The 26,012-nt window shown below is 62.9% G+C and carries 24 protein-coding genes; 7 read left to right on the forward strand and 17 right to left on the reverse strand.

Features of this window, described 5'->3' with window-relative positions; genetic code table 11:
* Nucleotide 1: 1 nt before the first annotated feature.
* From FHS81_RS06235 to FHS81_RS06285, 11 genes are all read right to left on the reverse strand, one after another.
* A complete protein-coding gene (locus FHS81_RS06235; protein ID WP_183751174.1) occupies nt 2–1,243 on the reverse strand; it encodes an exonuclease SbcCD subunit D in 1,242 nt (413 codons plus the stop codon).
* Between the two features lie 67 nt (nt 1,244–1,310).
* Nucleotides 1,311–1,679: an ArsR/SmtB family transcription factor gene (locus FHS81_RS06240; RefSeq protein ID WP_246374784.1), complete on the reverse strand. Its 369-nt coding sequence runs from the start codon at nt 1,677–1,679 to the stop codon at nt 1,311–1,313.
* Between the two features lie 13 nt (nt 1,680–1,692).
* Nucleotides 1,693–1,899, reverse strand: a complete 207-nt coding sequence (locus FHS81_RS06245; RefSeq protein WP_183751175.1) for a YgaP family membrane protein — start codon at nt 1,897–1,899, stop codon at nt 1,693–1,695.
* 99 nt (nt 1,900–1,998) lie between these two features.
* Entirely contained in the window at nt 1,999–3,210 is a 1,212-nt protein-coding gene (locus tag FHS81_RS06250) for an MFS transporter (protein WP_183751176.1), read from the reverse strand.
* A 128-nt stretch (nt 3,211–3,338) separates the two neighbouring features.
* Nucleotides 3,339–3,677 (reverse strand): hypothetical protein, encoded by a 339-nt coding sequence (locus FHS81_RS06255; protein ID WP_210281564.1) that lies wholly within the window; start codon nt 3,675–3,677, stop codon nt 3,339–3,341.
* A gap of 95 nt (nt 3,678–3,772) precedes the next feature.
* Nucleotides 3,773–4,528 (reverse strand): HAD family hydrolase, encoded by a 756-nt coding sequence (locus FHS81_RS06260; RefSeq protein ID WP_183751177.1) that lies wholly within the window; start codon nt 4,526–4,528, stop codon nt 3,773–3,775.
* A 92-nt stretch (nt 4,529–4,620) separates the two neighbouring features.
* Nucleotides 4,621–6,300, reverse strand: coding sequence for an aspartate-alanine antiporter (gene aspT, locus FHS81_RS06265; RefSeq protein ID WP_183751178.1), 1,680 nt, complete (start codon nt 6,298–6,300; stop codon nt 4,621–4,623).
* 64 nt (nt 6,301–6,364) lie between these two features.
* Nucleotides 6,365–8,017 carry an NAD-dependent malic enzyme gene (locus FHS81_RS06270; protein WP_183751179.1) on the reverse strand — a complete coding sequence of 551 codons (1,653 nt, stop codon included), beginning with the start codon at nt 8,015–8,017 and terminating at the stop codon, nt 6,365–6,367.
* 398 nt (nt 8,018–8,415) lie between these two features.
* Nucleotides 8,416–9,741, reverse strand: a complete 1,326-nt coding sequence (locus FHS81_RS06275) for a sigma-54-dependent transcriptional regulator (protein ID WP_183751180.1) — start codon at nt 9,739–9,741, stop codon at nt 8,416–8,418.
* Nucleotides 9,734–11,749, reverse strand: coding sequence for an ATP-binding protein (locus FHS81_RS19260; protein WP_183751181.1), 2,016 nt, complete (start codon nt 11,747–11,749; stop codon nt 9,734–9,736). The genes FHS81_RS06275 and FHS81_RS19260 overlap by 8 nt, the downstream gene beginning before the upstream one ends.
* 41 nt (nt 11,750–11,790) lie before the next feature.
* Nucleotides 11,791–12,117, reverse strand: coding sequence for a hypothetical protein (locus FHS81_RS06285; RefSeq protein ID WP_183751182.1), 327 nt, complete (start codon nt 12,115–12,117; stop codon nt 11,791–11,793).
* Between FHS81_RS06285 and FHS81_RS06290 the strand changes: the two genes are divergently transcribed.
* Genes FHS81_RS06290 through FHS81_RS06300 form a run of 3 tightly spaced genes read left to right on the forward strand, consistent with a single transcriptional unit; the run spans nt 12,116 to nt 15,731 of the window.
* Complete coding sequence (locus FHS81_RS06290; protein ID WP_183751183.1) at nt 12,116–12,802, forward strand: 4Fe-4S dicluster domain-containing protein; 687 nt, start codon at nt 12,116–12,118, stop codon at nt 12,800–12,802. The two genes, FHS81_RS06285 and FHS81_RS06290, sit on opposite strands and share 2 nt — an antisense overlap.
* Before the next feature lie 38 nt (nt 12,803–12,840).
* On the forward strand, nt 12,841–14,481 hold the full coding sequence (locus FHS81_RS06295) for an FAD-binding protein (RefSeq protein ID WP_183751184.1): 1,641 nt from the start codon (nt 12,841–12,843) through the stop codon (nt 14,479–14,481).
* A 5-nt stretch (nt 14,482–14,486) separates the two neighbouring features.
* Complete coding sequence (locus FHS81_RS06300; RefSeq protein ID WP_183751185.1) at nt 14,487–15,731, forward strand: complex I 51 kDa subunit family protein; 1,245 nt, start codon at nt 14,487–14,489, stop codon at nt 15,729–15,731.
* Between the two features lie 46 nt (nt 15,732–15,777).
* On the opposite strand, the gene thiM is transcribed toward FHS81_RS06300, so the two are convergent.
* A complete protein-coding gene (gene thiM, locus FHS81_RS06305) occupies nt 15,778–16,623 on the reverse strand; it encodes a hydroxyethylthiazole kinase (protein WP_183751186.1) in 846 nt (281 codons plus the stop codon).
* A 355-nt stretch (nt 16,624–16,978) separates the two neighbouring features.
* Between thiM and FHS81_RS06310 the strand changes: the two genes are divergently transcribed.
* Nucleotides 16,979–18,226 (forward strand): dicarboxylate/amino acid:cation symporter, encoded by a 1,248-nt coding sequence (locus tag FHS81_RS06310; RefSeq protein ID WP_183751187.1) that lies wholly within the window; start codon nt 16,979–16,981, stop codon nt 18,224–18,226.
* 105 nt (nt 18,227–18,331) lie between these two features.
* Here the strand turns inward: FHS81_RS06310 and FHS81_RS06315 are convergent, their stop codons facing one another.
* From FHS81_RS06315 to FHS81_RS06330, 4 genes are all read right to left on the reverse strand, one after another.
* Nucleotides 18,332–19,747, reverse strand: a complete 1,416-nt coding sequence (locus FHS81_RS06315) for an amino acid permease (protein ID WP_183751188.1) — start codon at nt 19,745–19,747, stop codon at nt 18,332–18,334.
* Between the two features lie 307 nt (nt 19,748–20,054).
* A complete protein-coding gene (ybaK, locus tag FHS81_RS06320; protein WP_183751189.1) occupies nt 20,055–20,528 on the reverse strand; it encodes a Cys-tRNA(Pro) deacylase in 474 nt (157 codons plus the stop codon).
* A gap of 60 nt (nt 20,529–20,588) precedes the next feature.
* The gene (locus FHS81_RS06325; protein ID WP_183751190.1) at nt 20,589–21,188 is read right to left on the reverse strand and encodes a UbiX family flavin prenyltransferase; all 600 of its coding nucleotides are present in this window, start codon (nt 21,186–21,188) and stop codon (nt 20,589–20,591) included.
* A complete protein-coding gene (locus FHS81_RS06330) occupies nt 21,185–22,705 on the reverse strand; it encodes a UbiD family decarboxylase (RefSeq protein WP_183751191.1) in 1,521 nt (506 codons plus the stop codon). The genes FHS81_RS06325 and FHS81_RS06330 overlap by 4 nt, the downstream gene beginning before the upstream one ends.
* A gap of 110 nt (nt 22,706–22,815) precedes the next feature.
* Here FHS81_RS06330 and ubiT point away from each other — a divergent pair, with 110 nt between their 5' ends.
* From ubiT to ubiV, 3 genes are read left to right on the forward strand one after another with little or no spacing between them, the layout of a single operon-like run.
* Nucleotides 22,816–23,325, forward strand: coding sequence for a ubiquinone anaerobic biosynthesis accessory factor UbiT (gene ubiT / locus FHS81_RS06335; protein ID WP_183751192.1), 510 nt, complete (start codon nt 22,816–22,818; stop codon nt 23,323–23,325).
* Complete coding sequence (ubiU, locus tag FHS81_RS06340) at nt 23,316–24,293, forward strand: ubiquinone anaerobic biosynthesis protein UbiU (RefSeq protein ID WP_183751193.1); 978 nt, start codon at nt 23,316–23,318, stop codon at nt 24,291–24,293. The genes ubiT and ubiU overlap by 10 nt, the downstream gene beginning before the upstream one ends.
* A gap of 4 nt (nt 24,294–24,297) precedes the next feature.
* On the forward strand, nt 24,298–25,272 hold the full coding sequence (gene ubiV / locus FHS81_RS06345) for a ubiquinone anaerobic biosynthesis protein UbiV (RefSeq protein WP_183751194.1): 975 nt from the start codon (nt 24,298–24,300) through the stop codon (nt 25,270–25,272).
* Nucleotides 25,273–25,310: 38 nt separating this feature from the next.
* On the opposite strand, the gene FHS81_RS06350 is transcribed toward ubiV, so the two are convergent.
* Nucleotides 25,311–26,003: a Crp/Fnr family transcriptional regulator gene (locus FHS81_RS06350; protein ID WP_183751195.1), complete on the reverse strand. Its 693-nt coding sequence runs from the start codon at nt 26,001–26,003 to the stop codon at nt 25,311–25,313.
* Between the last annotated feature and the right edge of the window lie 9 nt (nt 26,004–26,012).

Below are 26,012 nucleotides of genomic sequence, written 5' to 3' on the forward strand. Positions count from 1 at the left end.
GTCAGCACTCTCCGGCGACGTCGCGGAAGGCAGCGATGTGGCTATCGTCGGGCGCAACGCCGTTCGCATCCACATAAGCCTGACGGAACAGCGATTCCGGTGTCGTTTCGGCGAGCGAGGCCACCGGCAGCGTCAGCCCCGCCCCCGTCTCAGCCGCGCGGCGAACGCGGATGCCCGCCGGGCGCACAGGGGCCTGCGCGAGCAGACGTTCCGCATCGGCCAGAATGGTGGCGGCCGGCCCCGTGGCCTCAAGCGTCACGTACACGAGGGGCCGCAGATCGGCCGGTGTTTCGGGATCGACATCCAGCGCCACGAGGGCCTTTTCAAAGTCCACAAGCGCCATGGCGCCGTTGCCGGTGAAGTCGTTTTCGGGAAAACGGATCACGCGCGCCGGCGACGCAATGGCGCGATGCCTGTGCCGGATGCCGTCCGGCTCCACATCGACAATCGTGACGCCATGCTCGTAACCGATCTCGGCGGCGGACAGCGGGAAGCACGAACCGGCGTAACGGATCCGCCCGCCGCCCAGCGTTTGCGGGCGGTGGAGGTGACCCAGCGCCACGTAATGGAAAGCATCGGGAAAGACATCCTCGGGCACGGCATGTTCCCCGCCGATCAGGATGCGCCGTTCCGCGCCTTCGCTCTCGGCTGCGCCCTGACAATGCAGGTGCCCCATGGCGATCAGCGGCAGATCACCGGCGATGCTGGCCGCGGCTTGCGCCATTTCGGCATGGAAACGCCGTGTGGCCGCCACGATGGGCGAGCCTCGGTCCTCGCCGGCGGTGAAAGTCAGTCCCGGCAGATCCGCCGCGCGCAGGAAGGGTATGGCACACACCCACGCGCCGATCTCTCCGCCCGATGCGGGCAGCGGGACCATGTGCGCGCGTGCATCGAGCCCGTTCGCGGTCCGGCGGACGGTGGCGATGACATGAACATCGAGACTCTCAAGCACCGCCCCCGGCGCTTCAAGCCGGCCCGCCGGATCATGATTGCCGCCGCTGATGATGGTGACCAGCCCCGGCCGCCGCTCCCTGAAGGCCCGCAGCGCACGATAGAACAGCCGCTGCGCCTCGCCGGACGGGTTGATGATGTCGAACACGTCCCCCGCCACCAGAAGCGCATCGACCTCCTCCTCGGCGATCACGTCGGCAAGGGCGGCCAGCCAGACCTCGTGTTCGGCATCCCGTGACCAGCCGTTCAAGGTTTGGTTGAGATGCCAGTCGGCAGTGTGAAGGAGGCGCATTCCCGCTGGCGGCTTTCAATTGGTAGGGCGTTGATCGGGTGTCCGGTCCATTATCATCGCTCGCATGTCATGGCTCGCGCGATCCCTCACGATTCTCGGACGCACCCGAGCAGAAAAGCGTGTGCAGGGTTTCGACGATGGTTCTCACGCGCGCATCCGCAAGGCGGTAGAACACCTCCCGCCCCTCCTTGCGCCCCTCGATCAGGCCCGCCGTGCGCAGTTCCGCCAGTTGCTGCGACAGGCCGGGCTGGCGGATGCCGAGCAGATCCTCGATCTGCCGCACGGACAGTTCGTTGTCCACCAGCGCGCACACCACCAGCAGCCTGTCCGGATTGGCCAGCTTCTTCAGAAATTGCGATGCATCTCCCACGCTGGCGCGAAGGTCCAGAACGGCCGGGGGAAGCTCACCGGAAACGGCGGATACCTTTTCGGTCAAGAACAGCTCTCGATCAGTTACGCTGTCCCTTCATCGGGCAGCTCGACAGTCCCAACAGCGAGTATAGCTGGCAGTTGCCTGTCAAGCCACTCACGAGCGGCGCAAGCCCGATCAGCCCCCACCACCGCGCGTTACCGTCCAGAATGAACAGGAGCGACAGCAGCGCCACGCCCAGGATAATACGCAGAGTGCGATCAATACCACCAACATTGCGTGTCATGAAACCCTCCAGACAACGACATTACCGGAATGGCAACCCCGTATCCCCCGCGCGGGTTGCACGGGGTCAGGCAGAAGTGGCCTCTTAACAGCAGGGATTTTAAGCTCCTCTGTTTTCGGCGCCGCGATTTTCGGCATCGCGCCGGGCAGCGCTCAGCAGCAGCGGTACCAGCACCACGGCCACGGCCGGGAAGATGAGCCAGTTGATCAGCTCCCAACCCGAGGCCGTCAGCAATGTGCCGGCGGAGAAGGATGCGGCGGCAACGGTGCCGAACACCAGAAAGTCGTTGAAGCCCTGCACCTTGCCGCGCTCTTCCGGCGTATGGCAATCCGTCACCATGGCTGTCGCTCCGATGAAGCCGAAGTTCCACCCGACGCCGAGCAGGATGAGCGATATCCAGAAGTGCGCCAGCTCAAGCCCCATGAGCGCGACGGCGCCCGAGGCTGCAATCAGCAGCAGGCCGACCGCCGTCACCCGTTCCTTACCGAAGCGGGCCATCAGGCTGCCGGTGAAGAAACTGGGCGCGAACATCGCCAGCACATGCCACTGGATGCCAAGCGCCGCTTCGCCCACGGTGAAACCGCAGCCGACCATGGCCATCGGGGCCGCCGTCATGACGAAACTCATCAGCGCATAGGACACCACCCCTGCAATAATGGCGAGGATCAGCCGCGGCATGCGCAGTATCTGCAACAGCGGACGCCCGCCGGACTGGCGCTCTCCCGGCGCGTTCTCCGGCGGCGCGCGCAATTGCATAAGCACCGGCAGCGCCAGCAGCGCCAGCGCCGCCTGGCTCAGGAAGCTACCGGCGAAAGGCGCTTGTGGAAAAGCGTCCCGCGTCCAGATGACGAGTTGCGAGCCGATAACCGCCGCCGCAAGCCCGCCGATCATCACCGATGAAATGGCGCGTGATTTCAGCGCGCCGGTCAGGCCATCGGCGGCGGCGAAACGATAGCTCTGGACGTAGGAACCGTAGAAGCCGGCCATGAAGGTGCCGAGGCAGAAGATGGCGAAGGCCGACGACACGATTCCGAACGTCGCCACCAGCCCCGAGAACGCGCCGATGGCCGCGCCCAGAAGATAGCCGCTGCGGCGTCCGAACCGGCGCATGATCAGCGCTGCCGGTATCGTGCCCGCCGCCACGCCGAGACTGTAAAGGCTGACAGGCAACGTCGCCAGCGTTGGATCGGGCGACAGCATCTGCCCCACGATGCCACCGAGCGAAATGATGATCGGCGGGCCAGCCGCCCCAAGCGACTGCGCGAGCGCGAGTACGATCGTGTTTCTGCGCGCCAGCGCTTCCCCCACCATGATGCTTCCTATGGCTGTTTTTCCAAAAGCGGACATGCCGCCGCGTCAACGGCGGTGAAATGCCCCTACAGCCATTTACCCATAAATCCGTGTGATTTCCACGTCGCGCATCGCAATCCGGCATTGCGTCATTTGCGACGCCGCCACAGCGCACGGACGACATGCGCCAGCACGACAAGGCACCAACCGGCAAGCGCCAGCGCTCCGATGGGAAGGGTGGCAAGGCCCAGCCAGCCCATCACAAACATCGTATAGAGCAATCTGCCAATATCGTGTCCGAAGACGATGCACGGGTTTTTCGAGCCTTCGTGCAGGACGCATCCGGCATTATCCGCAATCCAGGACGACACCATGACCGAAATGATGGGGAATCCCCCGGCGATCAGAATGATGCACAGCACGATGATGTAGCGAACGACGATGAGCCGCGTATCCGGCGCAGGTGATGTCTCGCGTTCCGGCGGCATCCCGTTCCTCTGTCCGATGCACGCCCGTCGCGTGCACGCGGGAAGAGATCACGCGGCCCGGAAAAGGTCAAGACGCACCCACGCGGCGCGCGGCATCAGTCCCGATAATGCAGGATGCTGTCCGTCACGGCGTCTGCAATGTCGATCAATTCCTGAAAATCATGGATCAGGCGATCCGGCGTCAGGTTGGCGACGGGAACGTCGGAATAGCCGAAGGAGGTGGCAACCACCGGAAGGCTGGCCGCGCGGGCAGTGGCGATGTCGGTGCGGGAATCGCCCACCATGAGTGCGCGTTTCGGGTTTCCGCCAGCCTGTGCAATCGTCAGCGTCAGATGGCGCGGGTCCGGCTTGTGATAGGGAAAGGAGTCGAAACCGCAGATCGCCGCAAACCTGTCGCCGATGCCGAGCAGATCGAGCAGCCGGATGGCATGGTCGGTGGCCTTGTTGGTGCAGACAGCCAGCATCCACCCCTGCACGCGCAGGTTGTCGAGCGTATTGACGACGCCGGGATAAAGCTGCGTCTCGCGCTTGAGGTTCTGGCCATAAAGGTCAAGAAAACGCTGGAACCGTTTGTCCTGCACATCCCGCGACCCGTCATCGGCGCCCACCTCCCGGAATGCCCGCTCGACCATGGCGCGGGTGCCGGAACCGAGGAAGCGTTTTGCCCTGTCCATCACGAGCGGCGGCAGTCCGTCCGCTTCGAGGGTGGCGTTCAGCGCCGCGATCAGATCGGGCGCGGTGTCGGCCAGCGTGCCGTCGAGGTCGAAGACGATGATGGGCTGGCCGTCCGAGGGATTTGCGGCGGCCGATCCGCCGTGACGATGATCGGACCCTGAAAGTTGATCGGACATGAGCGTATTCCTTCTCCAGCCTGCCTGTCACACCGGGTGTCAAGAAACGGCCTCGCCACGGCTGACCGTGGCGAGGCATATTGTGGGATCGTCTACATGACGTTCATGACGACGATGGTTAGCAGGGCCATCACAAGACGCGAGACGGCATAGCCGGTGGCGTAACCGATGACCGGGACATTGCTCTTGGCTTCCTGTTGCAGGGCGCCCAGAGCGGCGGTCGTGGAGCGGGCGCCGGCGCAGGCGCCGAGCATGATCGCCGGGTGGAACTTGAACACGTAGTGCCCCAGTATCAGGCCGACGATGAGCGGCATCAGCGTGACCATCGTGCCGGCGAGGAACAGCGTCAGACCATACTGTTGCAGACCACCGACGAAGCCGAGCGCGGCATTGAGGCCGATGCAGGCGATGAACCCGTTAAGACCGACGTTGTTGAACACCCAGATAGCCGGACCGGGAATGTAACCGAAGGTCCGCATGGTCGACCGCAGGTAACCGCAGATGATACCCGCCACGATGGCGCCGACAGCCGTGCCGAGAGACAGCGGAATGCCGCCGATGTGGATGGTGATCGCACCGATCAGGCTGCCGACCACGATACCGAAGGCCATGAACGCCATGTCGGACTTTTCAACCGGACGGTCGGCATAGCCCATTTCCTTGGCGATCTTCGCCACGTCGGCCTTGGCGCCGAGAATGGTCAGCACGTCGCCACGGTGAACTTCGGTTTCCTCACGCATCGGCATTTCGGTGTCGGAACGCGTCAGCTTGAGCAGGAACACGCCGCGGCCGGGTTCGCCGAACAGGGTGTGCAGAATCTCGCCGATCGTCTTGCCGGCATACACCTTGTTGGTGACGACGAGGTCGAGCTGTTCGGTCGAGAAGTCGAGCAGCGGCACGTCCTTGAGTTCGGGACCGAAGTCGTCGCGGTAGGCGAGCAGGGCCGCCAGGCCACCGGACACCGCGATGATGGCTCCGTCCGTCAGCACCGTGTCGCGCTTGCATTCCACGATGGGTGCATCTTCGCTGGCGCGCAGCCGGCGGACGAAGATCTCGTTCTTGAACATCTTCTCCACCTGCTCGACGGTCTTGCCGATGATCGCAGGGTTGGTGAGCCGCAGGGCGCGGGCGGAGTATTCGCGATAGGCCGTGGTGCCGATCTTGGCGCCGCCGTTGGCGCGTTCATATTCCGCGCTGACCTTGGCGAGATCGAAGCCGAGCAGCCTGGGTGCGATGTTGGCCAGCAGCACCGCCGAACCGACCGTGCCGAAGGGGTAGGTCACGGCATAGGCGACAGGCAGCAGGGCCAGAGACACCCGCAGATCCGCTTCCGACACGCCGGACTGGTTCATCAGGTCCGCCGCGACGCCAAGCACCGTCGAGTTGGTGTAACCGCCCGACAACAAACCCGCGGTCAGCGCCGAGTTGTAGCCGAGGAGCTTGCCGAGCACGATGGCCGTCACGGTACCGACGATACACAGGATGACCGCAAAAATGACCTGCGGCAGGCCATCGCTCTTCATCGCGCGGATGAACTGGGGACCGACGGCATAGCCGACGGCAAAGAGGAACATCGCGAAGAAAGTGGACTGCAGCACCGTTGGCAGCGTGATGCCGACCTGACCCACCACCAGTCCCGCCAGAAGCGTGCTGGTGACGACACCCAGGCTGAACTTACCGAAGCGGAGGTTTCCGAACACGAAGCCGATGCCGATCGTCAGAAAGAGCGCAATCTCCGGATATTTTTGAACAGTTGTGACAAAGTAACTCATGACGGATCCTTCGGATTGTCCGGTCGAGACAACCGATGTCATCTCGACCGGACGAAGAAGACGCTCAGTACGTCGGGTTGTAGAGCAGGCTTTCGATCCACGACCGGATTTCAACGGGCCGTTCAACCGTGGCCAGACCGGACTCGAACATGTATTCGACGATGCGGGTGGCGGTGGTGATTTCGGTTTCCACGATCTGATCCTGGCTCGGGAAGAGCATGCCCTTGGCCTGGAGCGACGGGCCGATCTGGTCCGCCGTGGCGTGAGCGGCGACGATGAAGCATTCGTCGTTCAGCAGTCTCGGGCGCGCGGCATAGGTCGCGAGACCGATGGCGGGGTAGATGTAGAAGTTGTTCGCCTGACCGGGACGGAAGGTCTTGCCCTCGTACTCGAACTCGTCGAACTGCACACCGGCTGCGAACAGCGCCTTGCCCTTCGAGTAGGTGTAAGCCTGCTCCGCCGTGCACTCCGCCTTGTGGGTGGGGTTCGACAGGGCGAAGATGATCGGACGCGCCGTGTGACGCGACATCGTTTCGATGACTTCACGCGTGAACGCACCGGCCTTCGTCGACACACCGATCAGCACGGTCGGCTTGAAGCGGTCCACGACCTCGACGAAGTTCTTGGAGGGAGCCTCGTCCTGCGCCCACAGCTTCTGCGTTTCCGTGAGGTCCGTGCGCGAAGACTCGATCAGACCGTTGACATCGAACAGGCGGATGCGCTTGCGGGCTTCGTCCTGCGACAGACCCAGCGTCTGCAATTCGGCGGCGATCAGCTTGGAGATACCGAGCCCGGCCGAACCGGCGCCGAGGAACAGGATGCGCTGATCCTGCAGCTTGCCGCCCGTCTGTTTCAGGCCTGCGGAGATACCGGCGAGCGCGACGGCGGCCGTGCCCTGGATATCGTCGTTGTAACAGAGCACCTTGTCCTTGTACCGGTCGAGCATACGGATGGCGTCCGTGCCCTTCCAGTCTTCGAAGTGGACGCAGATACCCGGGAACACTTCGTTAACGGCCTGGATGAACTCTTCCGTCAGTTCGTCAAGCTCGTGCTCCGGCACTGGTGGCTCGCGGGTGCCGAGGTAGAACGGATCGGCCCGCAGATGCTCGTTGGTCGTGCCGATGTCGAGGAGGACCGGCAGGAGGCCCTTCGGCGGAACAGCGGCGCAAGCCGTGTAGAGCTGGAGCTTGCCGATCGGGATACCCATGCCGTTGGCGCCGATATCGCCGAGGCCAAGAATACGGCCGCCCGTCGAGACGCAGACGAAGCGCACGTCCTTCTCCGGCCAGTTGCGCAGCACTTCGGCGATGCGCCCCTTCATGTGCCGGGTGATGTACATGCCGCGCGGGCGGCGATAGAGATTGCCGAATGCTTCGCAAGCATCCGCGACCGTAGGATCGTAGAGGATCGGGATGAAGCGCTTGGGATCCGACATGATGGCCTTGTAGAAGACCGTCTCGTTACGGGCTTCGAGATCCATCAGGTAGCTGTACTGATCGAGATCGTCCTTCACACGTGCAAGGTGGTCGAGCACGCGTTCCACCTGCCGATCAAGCGTTTCAACCGCATGCGGCAGCAAGCCCTCAAGCCCCCATTCGCGGCGTTCTTCGCGGGTGTAGGCGGTGCCCTTGTTCTGAACGGGATCGTGCAACAGTGCCACGCCAACTTCGTGGTTGTGGCCATCCGGTTGCGCATTGGTGACGGTGTTTGCAGCCATTGTGAGAATTCCTCTCCTGTACTTGTTCGTGAGCGCCAACAAGGTCCGTCGGGCTCGCGAATACCATTGCAACAGGAGTGCCAACTCATGGCGCATGTCATAACTTATTGAAAAACATTGGATTTACTGAAACATCGCTTTTGTTGAGCCGCGATAATGGCCGCTTTACCGAAAATCGCCCGGCTTCCGGTGACGGAGATCCGACCGCACCCCGCTGGTTGTGTAAAAACCGCTCGAAAACAGCCGAAAAAAGCGTGCCAGACCGGCCGATCAGGGGGCCAGACAGGCATCTGTGCCAAGATGTCGCAGGGGAGCGGCCGCCGTATTGGCACGGACACGAAAAAAGCCGCGCCCGGAGAGGACGCGGCCAGTGCCGTCACTGCATTGGTGCCGCTTGATCAGGTTTCGCGGATGCGGATGTCGTACTTGCGGATTTTGTCGAACAGCGTCGTCTTGGCGATCATCATCGCTTCCGCCGTGCGGGAGATATTACCCTTGTTGCGCTTCAGTTCCTCCTGAATCAGACTGCGCTCGAAGCTCTCGACGGCGGCGGTCAACGAGATCTGATCGGATTCCGCCTCAGCCCCGGGGCCGGATTTGAGGCCGAGCAGGAAACGCTCTGCCTGATTGCGCAGCTCGCGCACGTTGCCGGGCCAGTTGTGGGCCATCAACTCGCAGATGACCTGCTCCTTGATCGGCGGCGGCTCACGGTTGAGACGCAGCGCCGCCTGATTGACGAAATAATCGAACAGCAGCGGAATGTCCTCGCGCCGGTTGCGCAGCGGCGGCAGTTCCAGCGTGACGATATTGAGCCTGAAGTGCAGATCGCTGCGGAACTTGCCCTCATCGGCCAATTGCAGCAGATCCGCCTTGGTCGCGGCGATCACGCGGAAATCCACCGGGATCACCTTGTTGGAGCCGAGCCGCTCGATGACACGCTCCTGCAGCACACGCAACAGTTTCACCTGCATGGACATCGGCATGCTCTCGATTTCGTCGAGGAACAGCGTGCCGCCGTTAGCGTATTCGATCTTGCCGATCCGCTGTTTCGTCGCGCCGGAGAAGGCTCCGACCTCGTGACCGAAGATCTCGCTCTCGAACAGCGTTTCGGGCAGGCCGCCGCAGTTGAGCGCCACGAACGGGCCTTTGCGACCGGAAAGGTCGTGCAGGTAACGCGCGATCAACTCCTTGCCGGTGCCGGTTTCCCCGAGGATCATGACATCCGTGGGCACGGGCGCCAGCTCTTGCACCAGTTCGCGCAACTCGACGACGGCTTGCGACGTGCCGACGATCCGGCTGTCGATATCGCCGATGGCGGCAAGCTGGCGCCGCAACCGCCGGATCTCCATTGCCAGCTTGCGCTTTTCCAGCGCCCGCTGCACCACGCTGGCGAAATGCTGCGAGGCAAACGGCTTCTCGATAAAATCATAGACGCCGTCACGCATGGCCTGTACGGCGGTGGCGATGTCGCCATGCCCCGTGATCACGATGACGGGCAGGTCCGGATCTTTCTCCTTGAGCTGGGCGAAATAGCTCAGGCCGTCGATCCCCGGCAGGTTGATGTCCGAAACGACGATGCCGGCGAAGTCACACATCGGCGCTTTGGGCACATCCTCCACCGCCTCATAGCCAATGGCCTTGATATTATGGAGCGCCAGCGCCTGAAGGCAGCCGAGCCGCACGTCCTCGTCGTCCTCGATCACCACGACATCATGATCAAGCATTGTGTTTCTCCTGCGTATCGGCGAGAGGCATCGTGATCCGGAAAACAGCCCCGCCTTCGGGACCGTTCGCCGCCGTCAGGTCTCCGCCGAACCCACGGACGATGTCCTGGGAAATGGCGAGGCCGAGGCCGAGGCCGTTCGTTTTTTTGGTGGAAAAGAAGGGCATGAACAGCTTTTCGATAACGGTCGCGCTCAGGCCATGGCCATTGTCGGCCACTTCGATGATCGCCTTGCCATCCTTGGTGCGGGCACGGATGCCGATATAGGGTTCGCCGCTGCCTTGCAGCGCATCCATGGCATTGCCGATGAGGTTGACCAGCACCTGCTCCAGCCGCACGGCATCGCCAACGACGGTGATCGGTTTGTCGGGACGGCGGACGTCGATGCGCATTTTCTGCTTCTGCAGCCGATGGTTGAGAAGTGTCACGGCCCGTTCGATGGAGCGCTCGACATCGACGCTGCCCACCTCCCCGTCCGAACGCCGGGCGAAGGAGCGCAACTGCCCCGTGAGCACCCCCATGCGATGAACGAGGTCGCAGATGCGCGTGAGATTGTGCCGCACCGTGCTCAGGTCATTCAGTTCAAGAAAGCGCACCGCGTTTTCCGACAGCGTGGACAGCGCCGCCAGCGGCTGGTTGATTTCATGCGCCAACCCCGCCGAAAGCTGGCCGATCACCGCCAGATTCTCGGTGCGGATCATCTCTTCTTGCAGATCCTTCTGGCGCTGTACGGCCTGTATGCGTTCGGCCACCTCGCGCCGCAGATCGTCGTTGGCGGCGCGCAACTGGCGATTGCGCTCCTCGAACCGATCCGTCAGCCGGGTATAGGCTTCCTGCAAGGCGTCGCGCGTCAGCAACCGCTCCTTGATGACCAACCGCCGCTGGTTGACGATATAGATGCACAGCGCGACCGCGATGACGATAATGGCCGCGATCACCGCGGGCAGCGCGGCGGTGCGGGCTATGCCGGTGTAGGTGGATAGAACCGTCAGCGTCATCGACACATCGGGCAGGTAGCGCGAATCCGCAAGATAAATCCGGGTGCGGCCGTTCTCGGTTATGGAGACCATTCGGCTGCCGTCGGCAACCGAATCTTCCGTTTTCCAGTCGAGCGCCTTCAGGATATGACGGTTATACTGCTGCGTTTCGTTGAAGCGGGCGATCTTCTCCGGTTCAAGTGGTCCGATGCTGAGATATCTCCAGTCGTTCCGCGATGACAACAGAATGATATTGTTGGCGTCGCTGACGATCATGAGCGGATCGCTGCCGATCAACCAGTCATTGCCAATCCGTTCGAGATCGACCTTGACAGCGGCCACCCCCACCCTGCGGCCGTCTGCCTCGACTGGCGTCGCAAGATAGTAACCTGCCAGGTTATCGGTCGTGCCGATGGCGTAATATCCCGTCACGATCCCGGCTTTCTCTCCATATAGATAGGGCCTGTAGGATATGTCTCGTCCGATGAAGCTGTTTTCCGATTCCGCATTGCTGGATGCGACCATGACGCCGTTCGTGTCGACAAGGAACGCGACCATGGTGCCGGCCGCGTCGTTGACTCTTGCAAGATAAGCATTCATCGCCTCCAGCGAACCGGCGCGATCGCCCGAGGCGAGAAAAGCCCCCGTCTGTTCATTGGCGGCAATCGCCAGCGGCAGGATGTCGAACTTGCCGATTTCATGCTGAAGGCGCGCAACGGCGTGACGCAACCGTTCATCGCCCAGCACCTTCAGGTCCGCCAGCTCCCGGCGCTCCGACCAGACGAAAACCGCCCAGAAGCAGCCGATGGCGACGAGCGCCGTGAGCAGCACGAACAGAAACGTGTCCCTGCGCCGGTGGCGCATGATGCAGTGCTTCTCGCCGAAGGACTCTGCATTCAGCGGATAATCGTCGAACTGGTGGCAAACAATGCTGCAACGATCCGCATACCGGCACGGGATCGTCCGCGCGCCGGAGATATTGGCATCCCTGCTGTCGTTATCGGTCATATGACCGATCACTTCACTGACCACCTGCACTGTCCCTTTCGGCTTTGAGCCGGTTTCGCGGCCTGTCAGACGCGAATGCTTTGAACCAAAACAGCAAGCAAGATGGGTGCCAGTCGCAAGGGCTGGTCTTTTGCCTTGTCCTGCTGGGTTTTTTCCGCCGCCCTGCTTTTCCTGCACGGATTTCCGAACGTCATATTCCCGAACGCGTTCGGGAATCCGAACCGATTTCGTCCGCTGGCGAAAGACCGCACGCAAATCATGATCGTGCGCAATGAATTAGGAACGACTCTAATGTTGGCATGGCGCTTGCGACAATCCTTGCGAGGATCGCGGCGCACAGCCGGTGCGTACTCGCTTTCCGGCCAACAGAATTCAGGGAGTTTCCTTCTCATGTCAGATCGCATTCGTTTGAGTATAGACGGGCGGGAACTGGAGGTGAAGCCGCCTGTATCCCTGCTTCAGGCAGCGGCCAGCGACGGCACACCCCTGACTTCCAACGTCGGCTGCATGGGACAAGGCGTTTGCGGCGCGTGCCGGTGCATGGTGCGCCGCGAGGGCGAGAAGGCGGTTTCCACGGTGCTGGCCTGCGAGACGAGCGCGGAAGACGGCATGCAGGTGAGCTTCATCGATTATTTCAGCCCGCACAGGCCGCATGTCTATGACGTCGCCGCCATCACCGACAGCTGGCGCGTTGCCGATGCCGTGCGGGATATTTTTCCCGAGGCGGAACACTGCCGCCATTGCGGCGGATGCGACCGGGCCTGTCCGAAGGGCCTTGAGGTGCAGAACGGTGTGGCGCTGGCGGTGGCCGGCAATCTCGCGGATGCGGCGGATGTCTTCGACCAGTGCGTGATGTGCAATCTGTGCACGCTCGCCTGCCCGGAGCACATCTGGCCCAACCATCTGGGCCTCATGGTTCGCCGCGCCGTCACCGCGCTCACCCTGCGGCCCGTCGACCTCATCACGCGGCTCGACGAGATCGAACGCGGCCAGCAGCCGATCACGTTCTCCGGCGAGGACGACGACGATGCGGCGGATCGGACCGCCAATCGCGCCGGCACACCCCGAAAAGGCTGATGCCGCGTGAAGACGAATGCCGCTGAAAGGTTCGTATCGTGACAACTGCAATCGCTTATGCAACGGCCGTGGAAGCACTGGCCAAAGCTTCACCCGATGGTGATGCCGAATTGCCCCTGCGCCCCGGCCAGCTTCCGCGTGCGGAGCTGCTGGAAGCCTATCATCCCGATGCCGGCGCGCAGGCGCGCGTGCCGCTCCGGATCGGCCCCAACCGGGGCGACCCGTGCCATCCGGCGCTGGCGCGCATCGTGGAAGGTAACGCGCTGATCGGCGACGTCGACCTCGCCGCGCTCGCCCCGACGAGCACCGACGTACTGGTGATCGGCGGCGGTGGTGCGGGAGCAGCGGCGGCCCTTGCGGCGCGCACCGCCGGGGCCAAGGTCACGATCGCCTCGAAACTGCGGATCGGCGACAGCAACACCGTGATGGCAGAAGGCGGCATACAGGCCGCCGTGGGCGAGGACGACAGTCTTCAGCGCCATTTCGACGACACCATCAAGGGCGGTCATAACGTGGCCGATCCCGCGCTGGTGGCGCAGCTCGTGGGGGATGGGCCGGATGTCATCCGGTGGCTCATCGGGCTGGGCGTCGGCTTCGATCTTGCCGGCAACGCAACCGGCGGGGGTCGCCTCATGCGCAAGCGCGCGGGCGGCACCACGGCGGCGCGTATCCTCAGCCACAAGGATTTCACGGGGCTGGAAATCATGCGCGTCGTGCGCGAGGCGGTGGAACTCGACAGCGGCATTACGGTACTCAACCGTGCGCCCGCCGTCGAGCTGCTGTCGGACGACCACGGCCGGTGCGCCGGCGCGGTGCTTTACGACACGGACCACCGCACGTTTCAGCTCGTGCATGCGGCAGCCGTGGTGCTGGCCACCGGCGGTGCGGGCCGCCTGCATCTGACGGGTTTCGCCACGTCGAACCACTACGGCGCAACGGCGGATGGCCTGGCGCTGGCCTACCGCATCGGCGCCCGCCTGCGCGAAGTGGATTCGTTTCAGTATCACCCCACCGGCGTCGCGCATCCGCCGCATCTGGTCGGACAGCTCATTTCCGAGGCAGCGCGATCGGTGGGCGCGAAGCTGGTGAACGGGCTGGGCGAACGCTTCATCGACGAACTCGCCCCCCGCGACGTGGTGACTGCGGCCATCCTGCGCGAATGCGCGGAAGGGCGCGGCATCGAGCGCGATGGATCGGTGGGAGTGTTTCTGGACACGCCGCACCTGTTGAAGGACCGCCCGGAACTGCTGGAAAAGCAGCTCGTATCGCTGAAACACCTAGCCGACAGATGCAAGGTGGATCCATACGAGGAGCCTTTGATGGTCTATCCGACGCTGCATTATCAGAACGGCGGCGTCGCCATTGACCGCAACTGCGCGACCAGCGTCGAGGGCCTCTACTGCGCCGGCGAGGTCGCGGGCGGCATCCACGGTCGCAACCGGCTGATGGGCAATGCCCTGCTCGACATCTTCGTGTTCGGCAGGCGTGCCGGCATCGCCGCCGCGCGGCAGGTGCAGGCGCCGCGCGATCAACACCGGATCGGCCTCGGGCATGTGCAGCGGTGGCAGCGCGAACGGATGCGCGCGGGCATCACCGATCAACTGCTGTCCCCCGTGCTTTATCCTGACTACGGCAATTTCGAGCTGCGCAGCCATATGGCGGCCGGCAGAGAGGGATGACGATCATGACCCGTCTCAACTCGGTTCTTCTCAACCCCCGGATCGGGGTGGGCGCCGATCTCGCCGCGTGGCGGAAAGCCGGCGGCGGCGAGGGCCTTGCGCGGGCGCTCGAACGGCCGGAAGATATCATCCCCACCCTGCGCGCGGCGGATCTGCGCGGCATGGGCGGCGCCGGTTTCCCAACCTGGCGCAAATGGACCGCCACGGCTGACGCCCCCGGCGACGAGAAATATGTCGTCTGCAACGGCAACGAGGATGAACCCGGGACGTTCAAGGACTGTTACCTGCTGCACCGGACGCCGCATCAGGTCATCGAAGGCGCGCTGATCGCCGCCGCCGCCGTGCGGGCGGCAACGGTTGTCTTCTACATCAACCCGCACCAGACGGACGGCATCGAGGCGATGCGTCGCGCCGTCGCCCAATGGGCGGGCGACAGCCAGATCGCGGCGCTGGAAAGGCTGATCGGCCAGCCCATGCGGCTGACGGTGACGCCAAGTTCGGGCCGCTACATCGGCGGGGAGGAATCGGCGGTCGTGCGCTGGCTGAACGGCAGCTTTCCCTTTCCGCGCCGCAAGCCGCCCTTCCCGTTCGAGCAGGGCGTGAACGACAAGCCGACGCTGATTAACAACACCGAAACCCTCTCCAACATCTCGCATATCCTCAAAAACGGGGCGGACTGGTATCGCGATCTTGGAATTGGCGGCGCGAGCGGCACGAAGCTGTTCTCGCTTTCCGGCGACGTTCTGGAACCGGGCCTCTACGAGTTGCCGATGGGCACGAGCCTTCAGGAGCTGATCTTCACCCACGGCGGCGGCATGCTGGGCGGGCGCGCGTTCAAGGCCGTGTTTACCGGCGGCCCGTCGAACACGCTGCTGACGGCGCGCGACCTCGATGTCGCGCTCGATTTCGACTCCGTGCGCGCCCGCCAGTCGCGGCTCGGAACGGGCGCGATGATCGTCATCTCGGAAGGCACCAGCGTCGTGCGCAAGGTGGCCGAATATGTCGAATTCTTCGCCAACGGCTCATGCGGGCAGTGCCCGCCGTGCAAGTGCGGCACCTTTCAGATGTCGCGCCTGCTCGACCGCATCGCCACCGGGCGCGGCACCGAAGCCGACAGGCGGGCGCTGCGTCACCTCTGCCAGATCCTGCCGGGAAGCGGACGGTGCGCACTGATCGACGGCGCGGTGACAGTCGTGCAAAGCTCGCTTCAGACGTTTCCCGAGGAATACGCCGCGCCCGCCTCCCGGTAACGCCGGCGTGCGCGGACGTCGACATCTGCCTTGGCCTGATAACGCCTCAGGCCAGGGACGGCGCGGATAGAGAGGATGGTGCGGATGCAGGCTGCGCTTCCACGCGCGCGTCGAGCGCGTGGCCGTCGAGGTTATAGAGCGCATCGAGAAATGCCACAGCAAACGAACCCGGCCCGCCCGCACCGCTCGCCGCTGTTTCGCCCGCCTCCGCAAAGGCGGCGAGCGCGGCAACAGTGGCCGCGAAAGGTACATCCGGTGCAACCGCCAGAAATGCCCCCACCGCGCCCGTCAGCGAACAGCCCAGCGCCGTGACCCGCGGCATGAGGTCCGAGCCGCCGACAATCCGCGCGGCCTGTGCGCCATCGGTGACGAAATCAGTCTTTCCCGTCACGGCAACGACAGCGCCTTGCGATATGGCCACCCGCCGCGCCGCGTCCTCTGCCAGTTCCACCGGATCGCCGCTGTCGATGCCGCGCCCCGCGCCTTTTTCACCCGCAAGCGTGATGATCTCAGACGCATTGCCGCGAATGACCGTCGGCCGCAAGGCGAGCAGTTCCGCGACGGTCTTGCGGCGAAAGCCCGTGGCGAAATGCGCCACCGGATCCAGCACCCATGGTTTGCCGGCGGTTTTCGCCCCGGCCACCGCTGCCTTCATACCGGACACCCACACAGGGGAGAGGGTGCCGATGTTGACCGTCAACGCGCCGGCAATAGCGGCAAACTCTCCCGCCTCCTCCTCCGCGTGCACCATAGCCGGCGACGCGCCAATGGCCAGCAGCGCGTTGGCCACGATGTTCATCGCCACATAATTGGTGATGCACTGAACCAGCGGCGCATCCGCATGCACGCGGGCCAACAGGGCTGAAGGAACCGTCACCGAAAGTGCTGTCATCGTTCAATTCTCCTGCCCGGTAAGCTGCAATTCTGGCGATGTTGGCGCAGTTTCAGGGCGTTTTCGCTTTATAGGCTGGCGCATCCGGGCGCGAAAGAACCCCGATGACAACAGCATTGTCGCAGGCGCATGCGGCGAACGCCACCGGCTCGCAGCCGCCAGACCAGAGTTCCGAACGGTTCCTGCCCGCCGTGTTCGGCCATCCGAACGGCCATAACCATCCCCGCCTAAATAGGCCTTATATTACAAGGATTTATATTTACTGCAACGCATTTTCATTCTGGCATCGGCATTGCTTCAGTCCTGCATCAGCACCCGCGAAACAAGGGGAACTCTGTTGAAGCAAAAATCCGGAATGAACAAGCAAACAACATGGATATTGGCAGCGATGGTTCTGGGAATCATCGTCGGTTACATCTGCCACAACCTGTCAGGAGGTCCGGAACAGGCCAAAGCCATCGCCAGCTACTTTTCCATGGGATCGGAAATTTTTCTCCGGCTCATCAAGATGATCATTGCCCCGCTGATCTTCGCAACCCTCGTCGCCGGGCTGGCCAGCATGGGCGATGCCAGCACCGTGGGCCGCGTCGGCGGCAAGGCGGTCGGCTGGTTCCTGATGGCGTCGCTGATATCGCTGGTCATCGGGCTCATTTTCGCGAACCTGTTGCAGCCCGGGGCGAATATCAGCATCCCCTTGCCGCCCACGGACACCGCAACGGGCCTGAGCACAGGCTCGCTGAACCTGCGGGATTTTGTCGTCCACGTTTTCCCGAGCAACATCTTCGTCGCGATGTCGAAGAACGAGATCCTGCAAATTCTGGTGTTTTCGCTGTTCTTCGGCATTGCGCTGGGGCAGATGCGCGAACTCGGCGCGCGGCCGCTCTCCGAGGCCATCGAGGGCGCTGTGCCGGTGATGCTGAAGGTGACGGATTACGTGATGCGCTTCGCGCCCATCGGCGTGTTTGGCGCGGTCGCCAACGTCATCACCATCCAGGGGCTCGGTATTCTTTATGTATACGGAAAATTCGCCGGCGGCTTCTTCCTCACGCTGGGAATATTGTGGCTGATATTGATCCTCGCCGGCTTCCTCGTGCTGGGCAAGGACGTATTCCGCCTTGTGTACACCGTTCGCCAGCCCATGCTCATCGGGCTTTCCACGGCTTCGAGCGAAGCCACCTATCCGCGCATGATGGAGAAGCTGGAAGAGTTCGGCATCAACAAGCGGCTGGTCGGATTGGTGATGCCGTTGGGCTACTCGTTTAATCTCGACGGATCAATGGTCTATACGGCCTTCGTCGCGATCTTCGTGTCGCAGGCCTACGACATGCCGCTGGCGCTCGATCAACAGATCATCATGCTGCTCGTGCTGATGGTCTCCAGCAAAGGCATTGCCGGCGTGCCCCGCGCGGCGCTGGTGGTGGTTGCCGCAGTGCTGCCGATGTTCGGCCTGCCGGAAGCCGGGGTGATGCTCATCATCGGCATCGATCACTTCCTCGACATGGGCCGGACGGCCACGAACGTTCTGGGCAACGCCATCGCCACCGCCGTCGTGGCAAAATGGGAAGGCGGCGTGAGCAAGACTCCTGAAGGCGTCCGCTCATAAGGGGAAAGCTCAGGGGCTTGCGTTGAAATGGCCCCGCTACAGACACAAAATCCGGCGGATGTCTCCATCCGCCGGATCAATCTTGCAGTCGGGATCAAAAGCCTGTCAGCTCCGGAAGCCGGACACCTTGCCCCTGAGCTTCAGCACGACATAAGCAACGCCGAGCAGCAGGAACCAGAAGGGTGTGATCTCCAGTGCGACCGCCGTATCCTCACGTTGCGCCAGCGCCCACAGCACGAAGGCGAAAAACACGAACACCATGATCACGACAGGGATGCCACCCGGCAGCTTGAAGGTCGACTTCGCGTGCAGTTCAGGCCGCTTGCGGCGATACTGGATGTAGGACGCCAGAATGATCGACCACACGAAAATGAACAGCAGCGCCGAAATCGTGGTGACGATCGTGAACGCCTCGATGATGCTCTGACCCGCGTAAAGCAGCACGACGCCGGACAGCAGGAAGATGCACGAGAAGAACAGTGCGTTGACCGGCACCTTGCGGCTGTTGAGGCGGCCGAGGGCCTGGGGGGCCAGACGGTCGGTCGCCAGGCCGAAGATCATCCGCGAGGTCGAGTAGATGCCGGAGTTGGCGCTCGATGTCGCCGACGTCAGCACGACGAAGTTCACGACGCTGGCGGCAACGCCAAGCCCGGCCAGCGAGAACATGGCCACGAACGGGCTGCTGCCGGGATCGACCTGATTCCACGGAATCACCGTGATGATGACGAACAGCGCGCCGAGATAGAACAGGACGATACGGATCGGGATGGAGTTGACGGCCTTCGGCAGGTTGCGCTCCGGATCCTTGGTTTCAGCAGCGGCCGTGCCGACGAGTTCGATGCCGACGAATGCGAAGACGGCAATCTGGAACCCTGCGACGAAGCCGGAGAAACCGTTGGGGAAGAAGCCGCCGTATGCCCAGAGGTGGGAAACCGAGGCCGGCACACCGTTCGGCGGCGTGAAGCCGGTGGACAGCATGTAAACGCCTGTCACGATCAGGGCGATGATGGCGATGATCTTGATCAGCGAAAACCAGAACTCGATCTCACCGAAGTTGCGGACGCTGGGCAGATTGAGCACCAGCAGAACGACGATCAGGCCGAGCGCCGGTATCCACAAAGCCAGTTCAGGGAACCAGAAGGAGAAATAACCCGCGACGGCGACGACATCCGCGATGCCGGTGACGACCCAGCACAGCCAGTATGTCCACCCGGTGAAGAACTGCGCCCACGTGCCGAGATAATCGCCGGCGAAATCCGCGAACGAACGGTACTGGAGATTCGAAAGCAGAATTTCTCCGAGCGCGCGCATCACGAAGAACAGCATGAACCCGATGATCGCATAAACCAGCAATATCGACGGGCCGGCAAGCGAAATGGTCTTGCCCGAGCCCATGAAGAGGCCGGTTCCAATGGCGCCGCCGATTGCGATCAACTGCAAATGGCGGTTGGAAAGCTTGCGGGCAAGGTGAGGTTCCTCTGCCGTCTCCTGCGGAGAAGGCGGTTTATTCGTGCTGCTCATGACGAATTATTTCCTCCAGCTGTTATTTCCAGATAGAAAATCTCTAAAATCGGCCATTATTGGTGGCGATAGTTGCGCATGCTATTATATGTTTTGTCCTAAAATTTACGTATTTTCTAGTTATCCACTACAATGTTACCTTTTCGGCACGCGCACCTGCTTGACGTTCACGACGACGCAAACATCAAAAGCCTATTCAACTTTAGTTTTTTCTAAAATTTTCCTATTCTAATTTTCCACCAGGAAAAATAAAAGCAACCTGAAGCATAATATTATTTCCTTTACTACATGGGAAATCCCGACATTTTTAACGGACAATATCCGTAGCTTCGCAATTTAATATTCGGGCCAGATCGTCGGGAGCGATGCGTATTTGCAGGCCGCGCTGACCGCCGTTGATGAAAATGCCGTCGTAAAGCACGGCCAGTTCGTCGAGCACCACGGGCACGGCCTTCCGCTGCCCGAGTGGGCTGATGCCACCCACCTTGTAGCCCGTCAGGCGTTCGGCGTCGGCGGGTTTCATCATGCGGGCCGACTTGCCGCCCAGTGCAGCGGCCAGTTTTTTCATGTCCACTTCCCTGTCGGAAGGAACGATGGCGCAGGCAGGCTTGCCATCGATCTCGACCATCAGCGTCTTAAACACCTCGCAGGCCTGAACCCCCATGGCCTCCGCCGCCTGCAACCCGACCCGCTCGGCGTTGGGATCGTAATCGTAATTCGCAACCGTGAAAGGAACGCCGGCCTCAAGGGCGAAGCGGGTGGCGGGAGTACTTTTGGACATAGCGCGTTTCTCAAGTTCTGATAGTGGCGTTTGATGATGGACCATGCGACAGGACGGTTGTCAGGTCAGGATGCATTCGGATTCTACGTCCGGATTCCATGCGCGGGCGAGCGGCGGGATGGGCAGCCCGAGCAGGTCGATAGCGCGGGCTGCGATCTGATCGACAATCTCTTCCACGCTTTGCGGCCGATGATAGAAGGCCGGCACCGGCGGCATCACGATAGCGCCCATTTCAGTGACGGCGCCCATGGTGCGCAGATGCCCAAGGTGCAGCGGCGTCTCGCGCGCGACCAGAACGAGTTTGCGACGCTCCTTCAGATGCACGTCCGCCGCCCTGATGATGAGGTTATCGCCGATGCTGTGCGCGATGGCGCCAAGCGTGCGCATGGAACAGGGAGCAACAATCATCCCAGCCGTGGGCACCGAGCCGCTGGCGATCGACGCGCCGATATCGTCATGGGCGTGGTTGACCGTGGCCAGCACGGTCATGCGCTCCAGCGCTCCCCGGTCCGTCTCATGCTCCAGCGTGCGCAACGCCGAGGGCGATACGACGAGATGAATCGCAAGCTGCCCCGTCTCCGCCAGACGCTCGACAATGCGCACGGCAATCGGGGCACCGGAAGCGCCCGTCACGCCAACCACGACATTGATCCGGTTCATAGCTGATCTCCCAGCCCGATCTCATGCCAGAGCGCATCGACGCGCTGCGATATTTCCGGCGTCATGGCCAGCACCTGCCCCCATTCCCTGTCCGTCTCCGGGGCTATCTTGCGGGTGGCGTCCAGCCCCATCTTGCCGCCGATGCCGGGCCGGGGAGAGGCGAAGTCGAGATAGTCGATGGGTGTTTCACCGACGATCATGACATCGCGCGAGGCATCGAAACGCGTCGACAGCGCCCAGACGACATCGTCCCACTTACGGACATCGATATCCGGATCAACGGCGACGATCAGCTTCGTATAGTTGAATTGCGGCAGCATGGACCACAGTCCCATCATGATCCGCCGCGCCTGCCCCGGATAGCGCTTGTCGATGGATACGACGATGGCACGGTATGAGCAGGCCTCGGGCGGCATCCATAGATCGGTGATTTCCGGAAACTGACGTTTGACCAGCGGCACGAACAGTTCCAGCATCGCCTCGCCCAGCCGCGATGGCTCGTCCGGCGGGCGGCCGGTGTAGGTGGAGAGGTAGACCGGGTTGCGGCGCATGGTGATGGCGGACAGACTCATCACCGGAAACCGCTCCACGGCGTTATAATAGCCGGTGTGGTCGCCGAACGGCCCCTCCTCCGCCGTTTCGGTGGCGGACACCGTGCCCTCCAGCACGATTTCCGCCTGCGCCGGCACGGGAAGCGGAACGGTGATGGCCGGAGCGACCCGTGTGCGCGCCCGGCGCAACAGGCCAGCGAAGGCCAGCTCACTGACATTTTCGGGCAGCGGCATCACGGCGGCAAGTATCGTGGCGGGATCTGCGCCGATGACGACGGCGACGGGCATGTCACGCCCACGCTGCTGCCACTGGCGATGGTGGCGCGCCCCGCCGCGATGTGCCAGCCAGCGCATGATGAGCTTGTCCCGCCCCAGAACCTGCATGCGGTAGACGCCGACATTGATATCGTTGGGATCGTCGGGCGAGCGGGTGATGACCAGCGGCCAGGTGACGAGCGGTGCCGGCTCGCCCGGCCAGCACCATTGCACCGGCAGGCTGCGCATGTCGATGTCGCCGCCCCTGCGCACGATCTGCTGCACCGGCGCGGAGCCAACCTGCCGCAGCCGCATGGAAAGCGCCACGCGCAGCAACGGCATTTTGGCGCACACCTCACCGGAGGAAGCGGGCGGGCTGGGATGGCGCAGGTCGGCCAGCATCGCGGCAAGCCCAGCGAGGCCGCCGCTTTCGACGCCGAGGCCCCATTCGATTCGCTCCTGCGTGCCGAACAGGTTCGTCAGCAGCGGAATGTCATGCACGTTGCCAGATGCATCGACGGGCTTTTCGAACAACAGCGCCGGGCCGCCAGCTTCCAGAACCCGGCGATGGATTTCGGTGATCTCATGCACCAGCGACACGGGCCGCGATATGCGCCTGAGACATCGGCGCCTTTCGAGCGCAGTAACGAAACCTTGCAGATCGGTGGTGCGCAAGTCGGCGCCGGAGGTGGCTGTCGTGCTGTCTTTCATCGTCATTCCGATGTGGGCTTCGAGAGTGAGTTTGTCTTTGTGCTGGCACAAACACACCCGCACGGCAGGGGCGTAGGGTATGGCCACGTTACATTTCAACAGAAACGACCATGAAACCTCTGCCAGATATACTGTCCACGCTTGCCGAATACATGCCGATTTCTGTCGCGCAACACATATCGGCGTTGTTGATGGCGCAGATCATGCGGCGGCATCGCGACCTTTTCGAAAGGCTTGGCGAGCACCGCTGCAAGCGCTTCGCGTTCGCGCCGTCCGATCTGCCGCTGGCTTTCGTCGTCTCGCCCAATGGACCGTCCGTAACCGTCTGCCGCAAACCGCCGGTGCCGGAGGCGGATGCCGCCGTCGAAGGACCGCTGTTCATGCTGCTGGCGCTGCTGGAAGGCCGGCAGGATGCCGATGCGCTGTTTTTCTCGCGCGATCTGACGGTGACCGGCGACATGGAAGCCATGCTGGCGCTGCGGAACGCACTCGACGACAGCAACATCGATCTGCCGAACGACCTTGGCGCGATGGCCGGGCCGTTGGCGCCGCTGGTCAGCCGGGTCGCCTGCGGCGTTCGCAGCCGCGTTCTGGCCGAAGGAGAGGCATCATGGAGCTGATCTGCCCCGCCGGCACTCCCGCCGCGTTCAGGGAAGCGGTGGATGCGGGCGCGGATTCCGTCTATTGCGGATTTCGCGACGAGACCAACGCGCGCAACTTTCCCGGCCTCAACTTCACGCGTGATGAAATGGCGGAGGCGGTGTCCCACGCGAGGCAACGCGGCGTCAAAACGCTGGTGACGCTCAACACTTTCATGCGCGCCGGGCAGGAGGACATCTGGTATCGCGCTGCCGATGACGCGGCACGGATCGGCGTCGATGCCGTCATCGTTGCCGATTTCGGCCTGATGGCCTACTTCGCCGAAAAATGGCCGGCGCAGCGGCTTCATGCATCCGTGCAGGCTTCGGCCTCAAGCGCCGCGGCGGTCAATTTTCTTGTCGAGGCTTTCGGCGTCCGGCGCGTGGTGCTGCCGCGCACGCTGACCATCGACGATATCGCCCGCGTCTCGCGCGACATCCGCACCGAGATCGAGATCTTCGTGTTCGGCGGTCTGTGCGTCATGGCCGAGGGGCGGTGCTCGCTGTCGTCGTATGCCACCGGCAAATCGCCGAACATGAACGGCGTCTGCTCGCCGGCCAGCCACGTGCGCTATCGGCGGGAAGGCGACGAGCTGGTGTCCATACTGGGAGATTACACCATCAACCGTTTTCCTGACGGAGAGGCGGCGGGTTATCCCACTCTCTGCAAGGGCCGCTTCCACGTGGGCGAGCAGGACGGCTATGCTTTCGAGGATCCAGTCTCCCTCGATGTGATGGACCAGATCGACCGGCTGCGCGAGGCCGGCGTCAGCGCGCTCAAGATCGAAGGGCGGCAGCGGGGCAAGGCCTATGTCGCGGAGGTCGTCTCGACGCTGCGGCGCGCGCTGGACGCCTCGGCCTCCGAGCGCCCCGCCATTCTTTCCCGGCTGTGCATGCTGAGCGAAGGCAACCGCACCACAACCGGCGCTTACGACAAACGGTGGAGATGAGACCATGAGCGCCGGCCACGCACAATTCACACGCGCAACACTGACACTCGGCCCCGTTCTCTATCTGTGGGAAGGAAGCCGGTGGCGCGATTTCTACTATCGCATCGCAGACGAAGCGCCGGTCAGTCACGTCTGCATCGGAGAGACGGTCTGCTCCAAGCGGCAGCACTTTTACGAACCCTATCTCGCCGATGTCATCGACCGGCTGGAAAGCGCGGGCAAACAGGTGATCGTTTCAACGCTGTCACTGATCACCGCTGAACGCGAAAGCCGCTATGCGCGCGCCATGATCGGCGACGGCGGTTATCCCGTCGAGGCCAACGATCTGGCGACGCTTGGCATGCTGGCCGGACTACCGCACATCATCGGCCCGACCGTGAACGTCTACAACAGCGCCACCGCGCGTCTGCTGGCGGCGCGGGGATGCGTGGCGATCTGCCTGCCGCCGGAACTGCCCACCGAATCTGTGCGGCGCATCGTCGCCGAAACGCCGGAGGTAGCATTCGAAGTTTTTGCCTTCGGCCGTGTGCCACTGGCGATTTCCGCCCGCTGCGCTCATGCCCGCTCGAAGGGCAACATCAAGGATAACTGCCGGTTCGTCTGCGGCGAGGATCCGGACGGCCTGCCGGTGCACACTCTCGACCGGCAGCCGTTTCTGGCGATCAACGGCGTGCAGACCGTCTCCTACACCTGCCAGTCCATGCTGGCGGATATGCATGACCTGATGGCGGCCGGCATCGCGCGTTTCAGGCTGTCTCCGCAATGCTGCGACATGGTCGCGGTGGCGCAGGTTCATGAGGACGTGCTGGCAAACCGGATCGCGCCGGAGGAAGGCATCGCCCGTTTGCGCGCGATCTATCCCTCCGCGCCATTCTCCAACGGCTTCCACCACGGCAAGGAGGGAGCGGCATGGATAGCGCGGCAGGCCGCCGCCACCGCGCCATACGCTGACCACGAAACGGATATGGCAGTGTCATGAAGCACCGAGCGCCAGAGACATACGCCGACACAACCGCTTTACGGATGGCCTTCGGCGATCTGCATCAGGCCCGCCGGGTTGCAGACCACGAGCTTCTGCCGGCCGCTGCCGACGATTCCCTGCACTTCCCACGCGGACATGATGCGCGAAACCGTGTGAAGCGTGCTGCCCGTCATCTCGGCGATATCCTGCCGGGTGATGGGAAAATCGATGCAGATGCCATCGGCCTCTTTCCGGCCTGCCTTGCGGGCAATCCGCAGGACGGTGTGGGCGATGCGGCGCTCCACCTCCTGGGTGGACATCTCGCACAGACGCGTATGGGCCTCGTCGAGCCGCTCGCCCACGATGCGCATGGCGTTGATGGCGACGCGGGGCGTGGCCTCCACCACGGCATCCCATGCCGTCAGCGACCAGCCGACGACGATGCTCTCCACCGCCGCCCGCGCGGTGACGGGATAGTCCCGGCGCGTGGTGGCGCGCGCGAAGCCGAAAATATCGCCCGGATGCAGAATGCGCACCATGATCTGCCGCCCCTCGGGCGTGAGCTGGGTGACCTTCAACCTGCCGTTCAGCAGCAGGTAGAAGGTGTCGGCATCCTCGCCCTGCTCGAACACCGCATCGCCCCGGTCCACCCGCCGCGCCGTGGCGTGCATCATCAGCCGGGTCAGTTCGGCGTCACTCACGTCGCTGAACAGCGACAGCGTGCGGACCATAAAAATATCGATCTTCATGCCTGGTTA

Origin of the sequence: Pseudochelatococcus contaminans (genome assembly GCF_014195635.1) — a bacterium.
Classification (GTDB): Bacteria; Pseudomonadota; Alphaproteobacteria; order Rhizobiales; family Beijerinckiaceae; genus Pseudochelatococcus; species Pseudochelatococcus contaminans.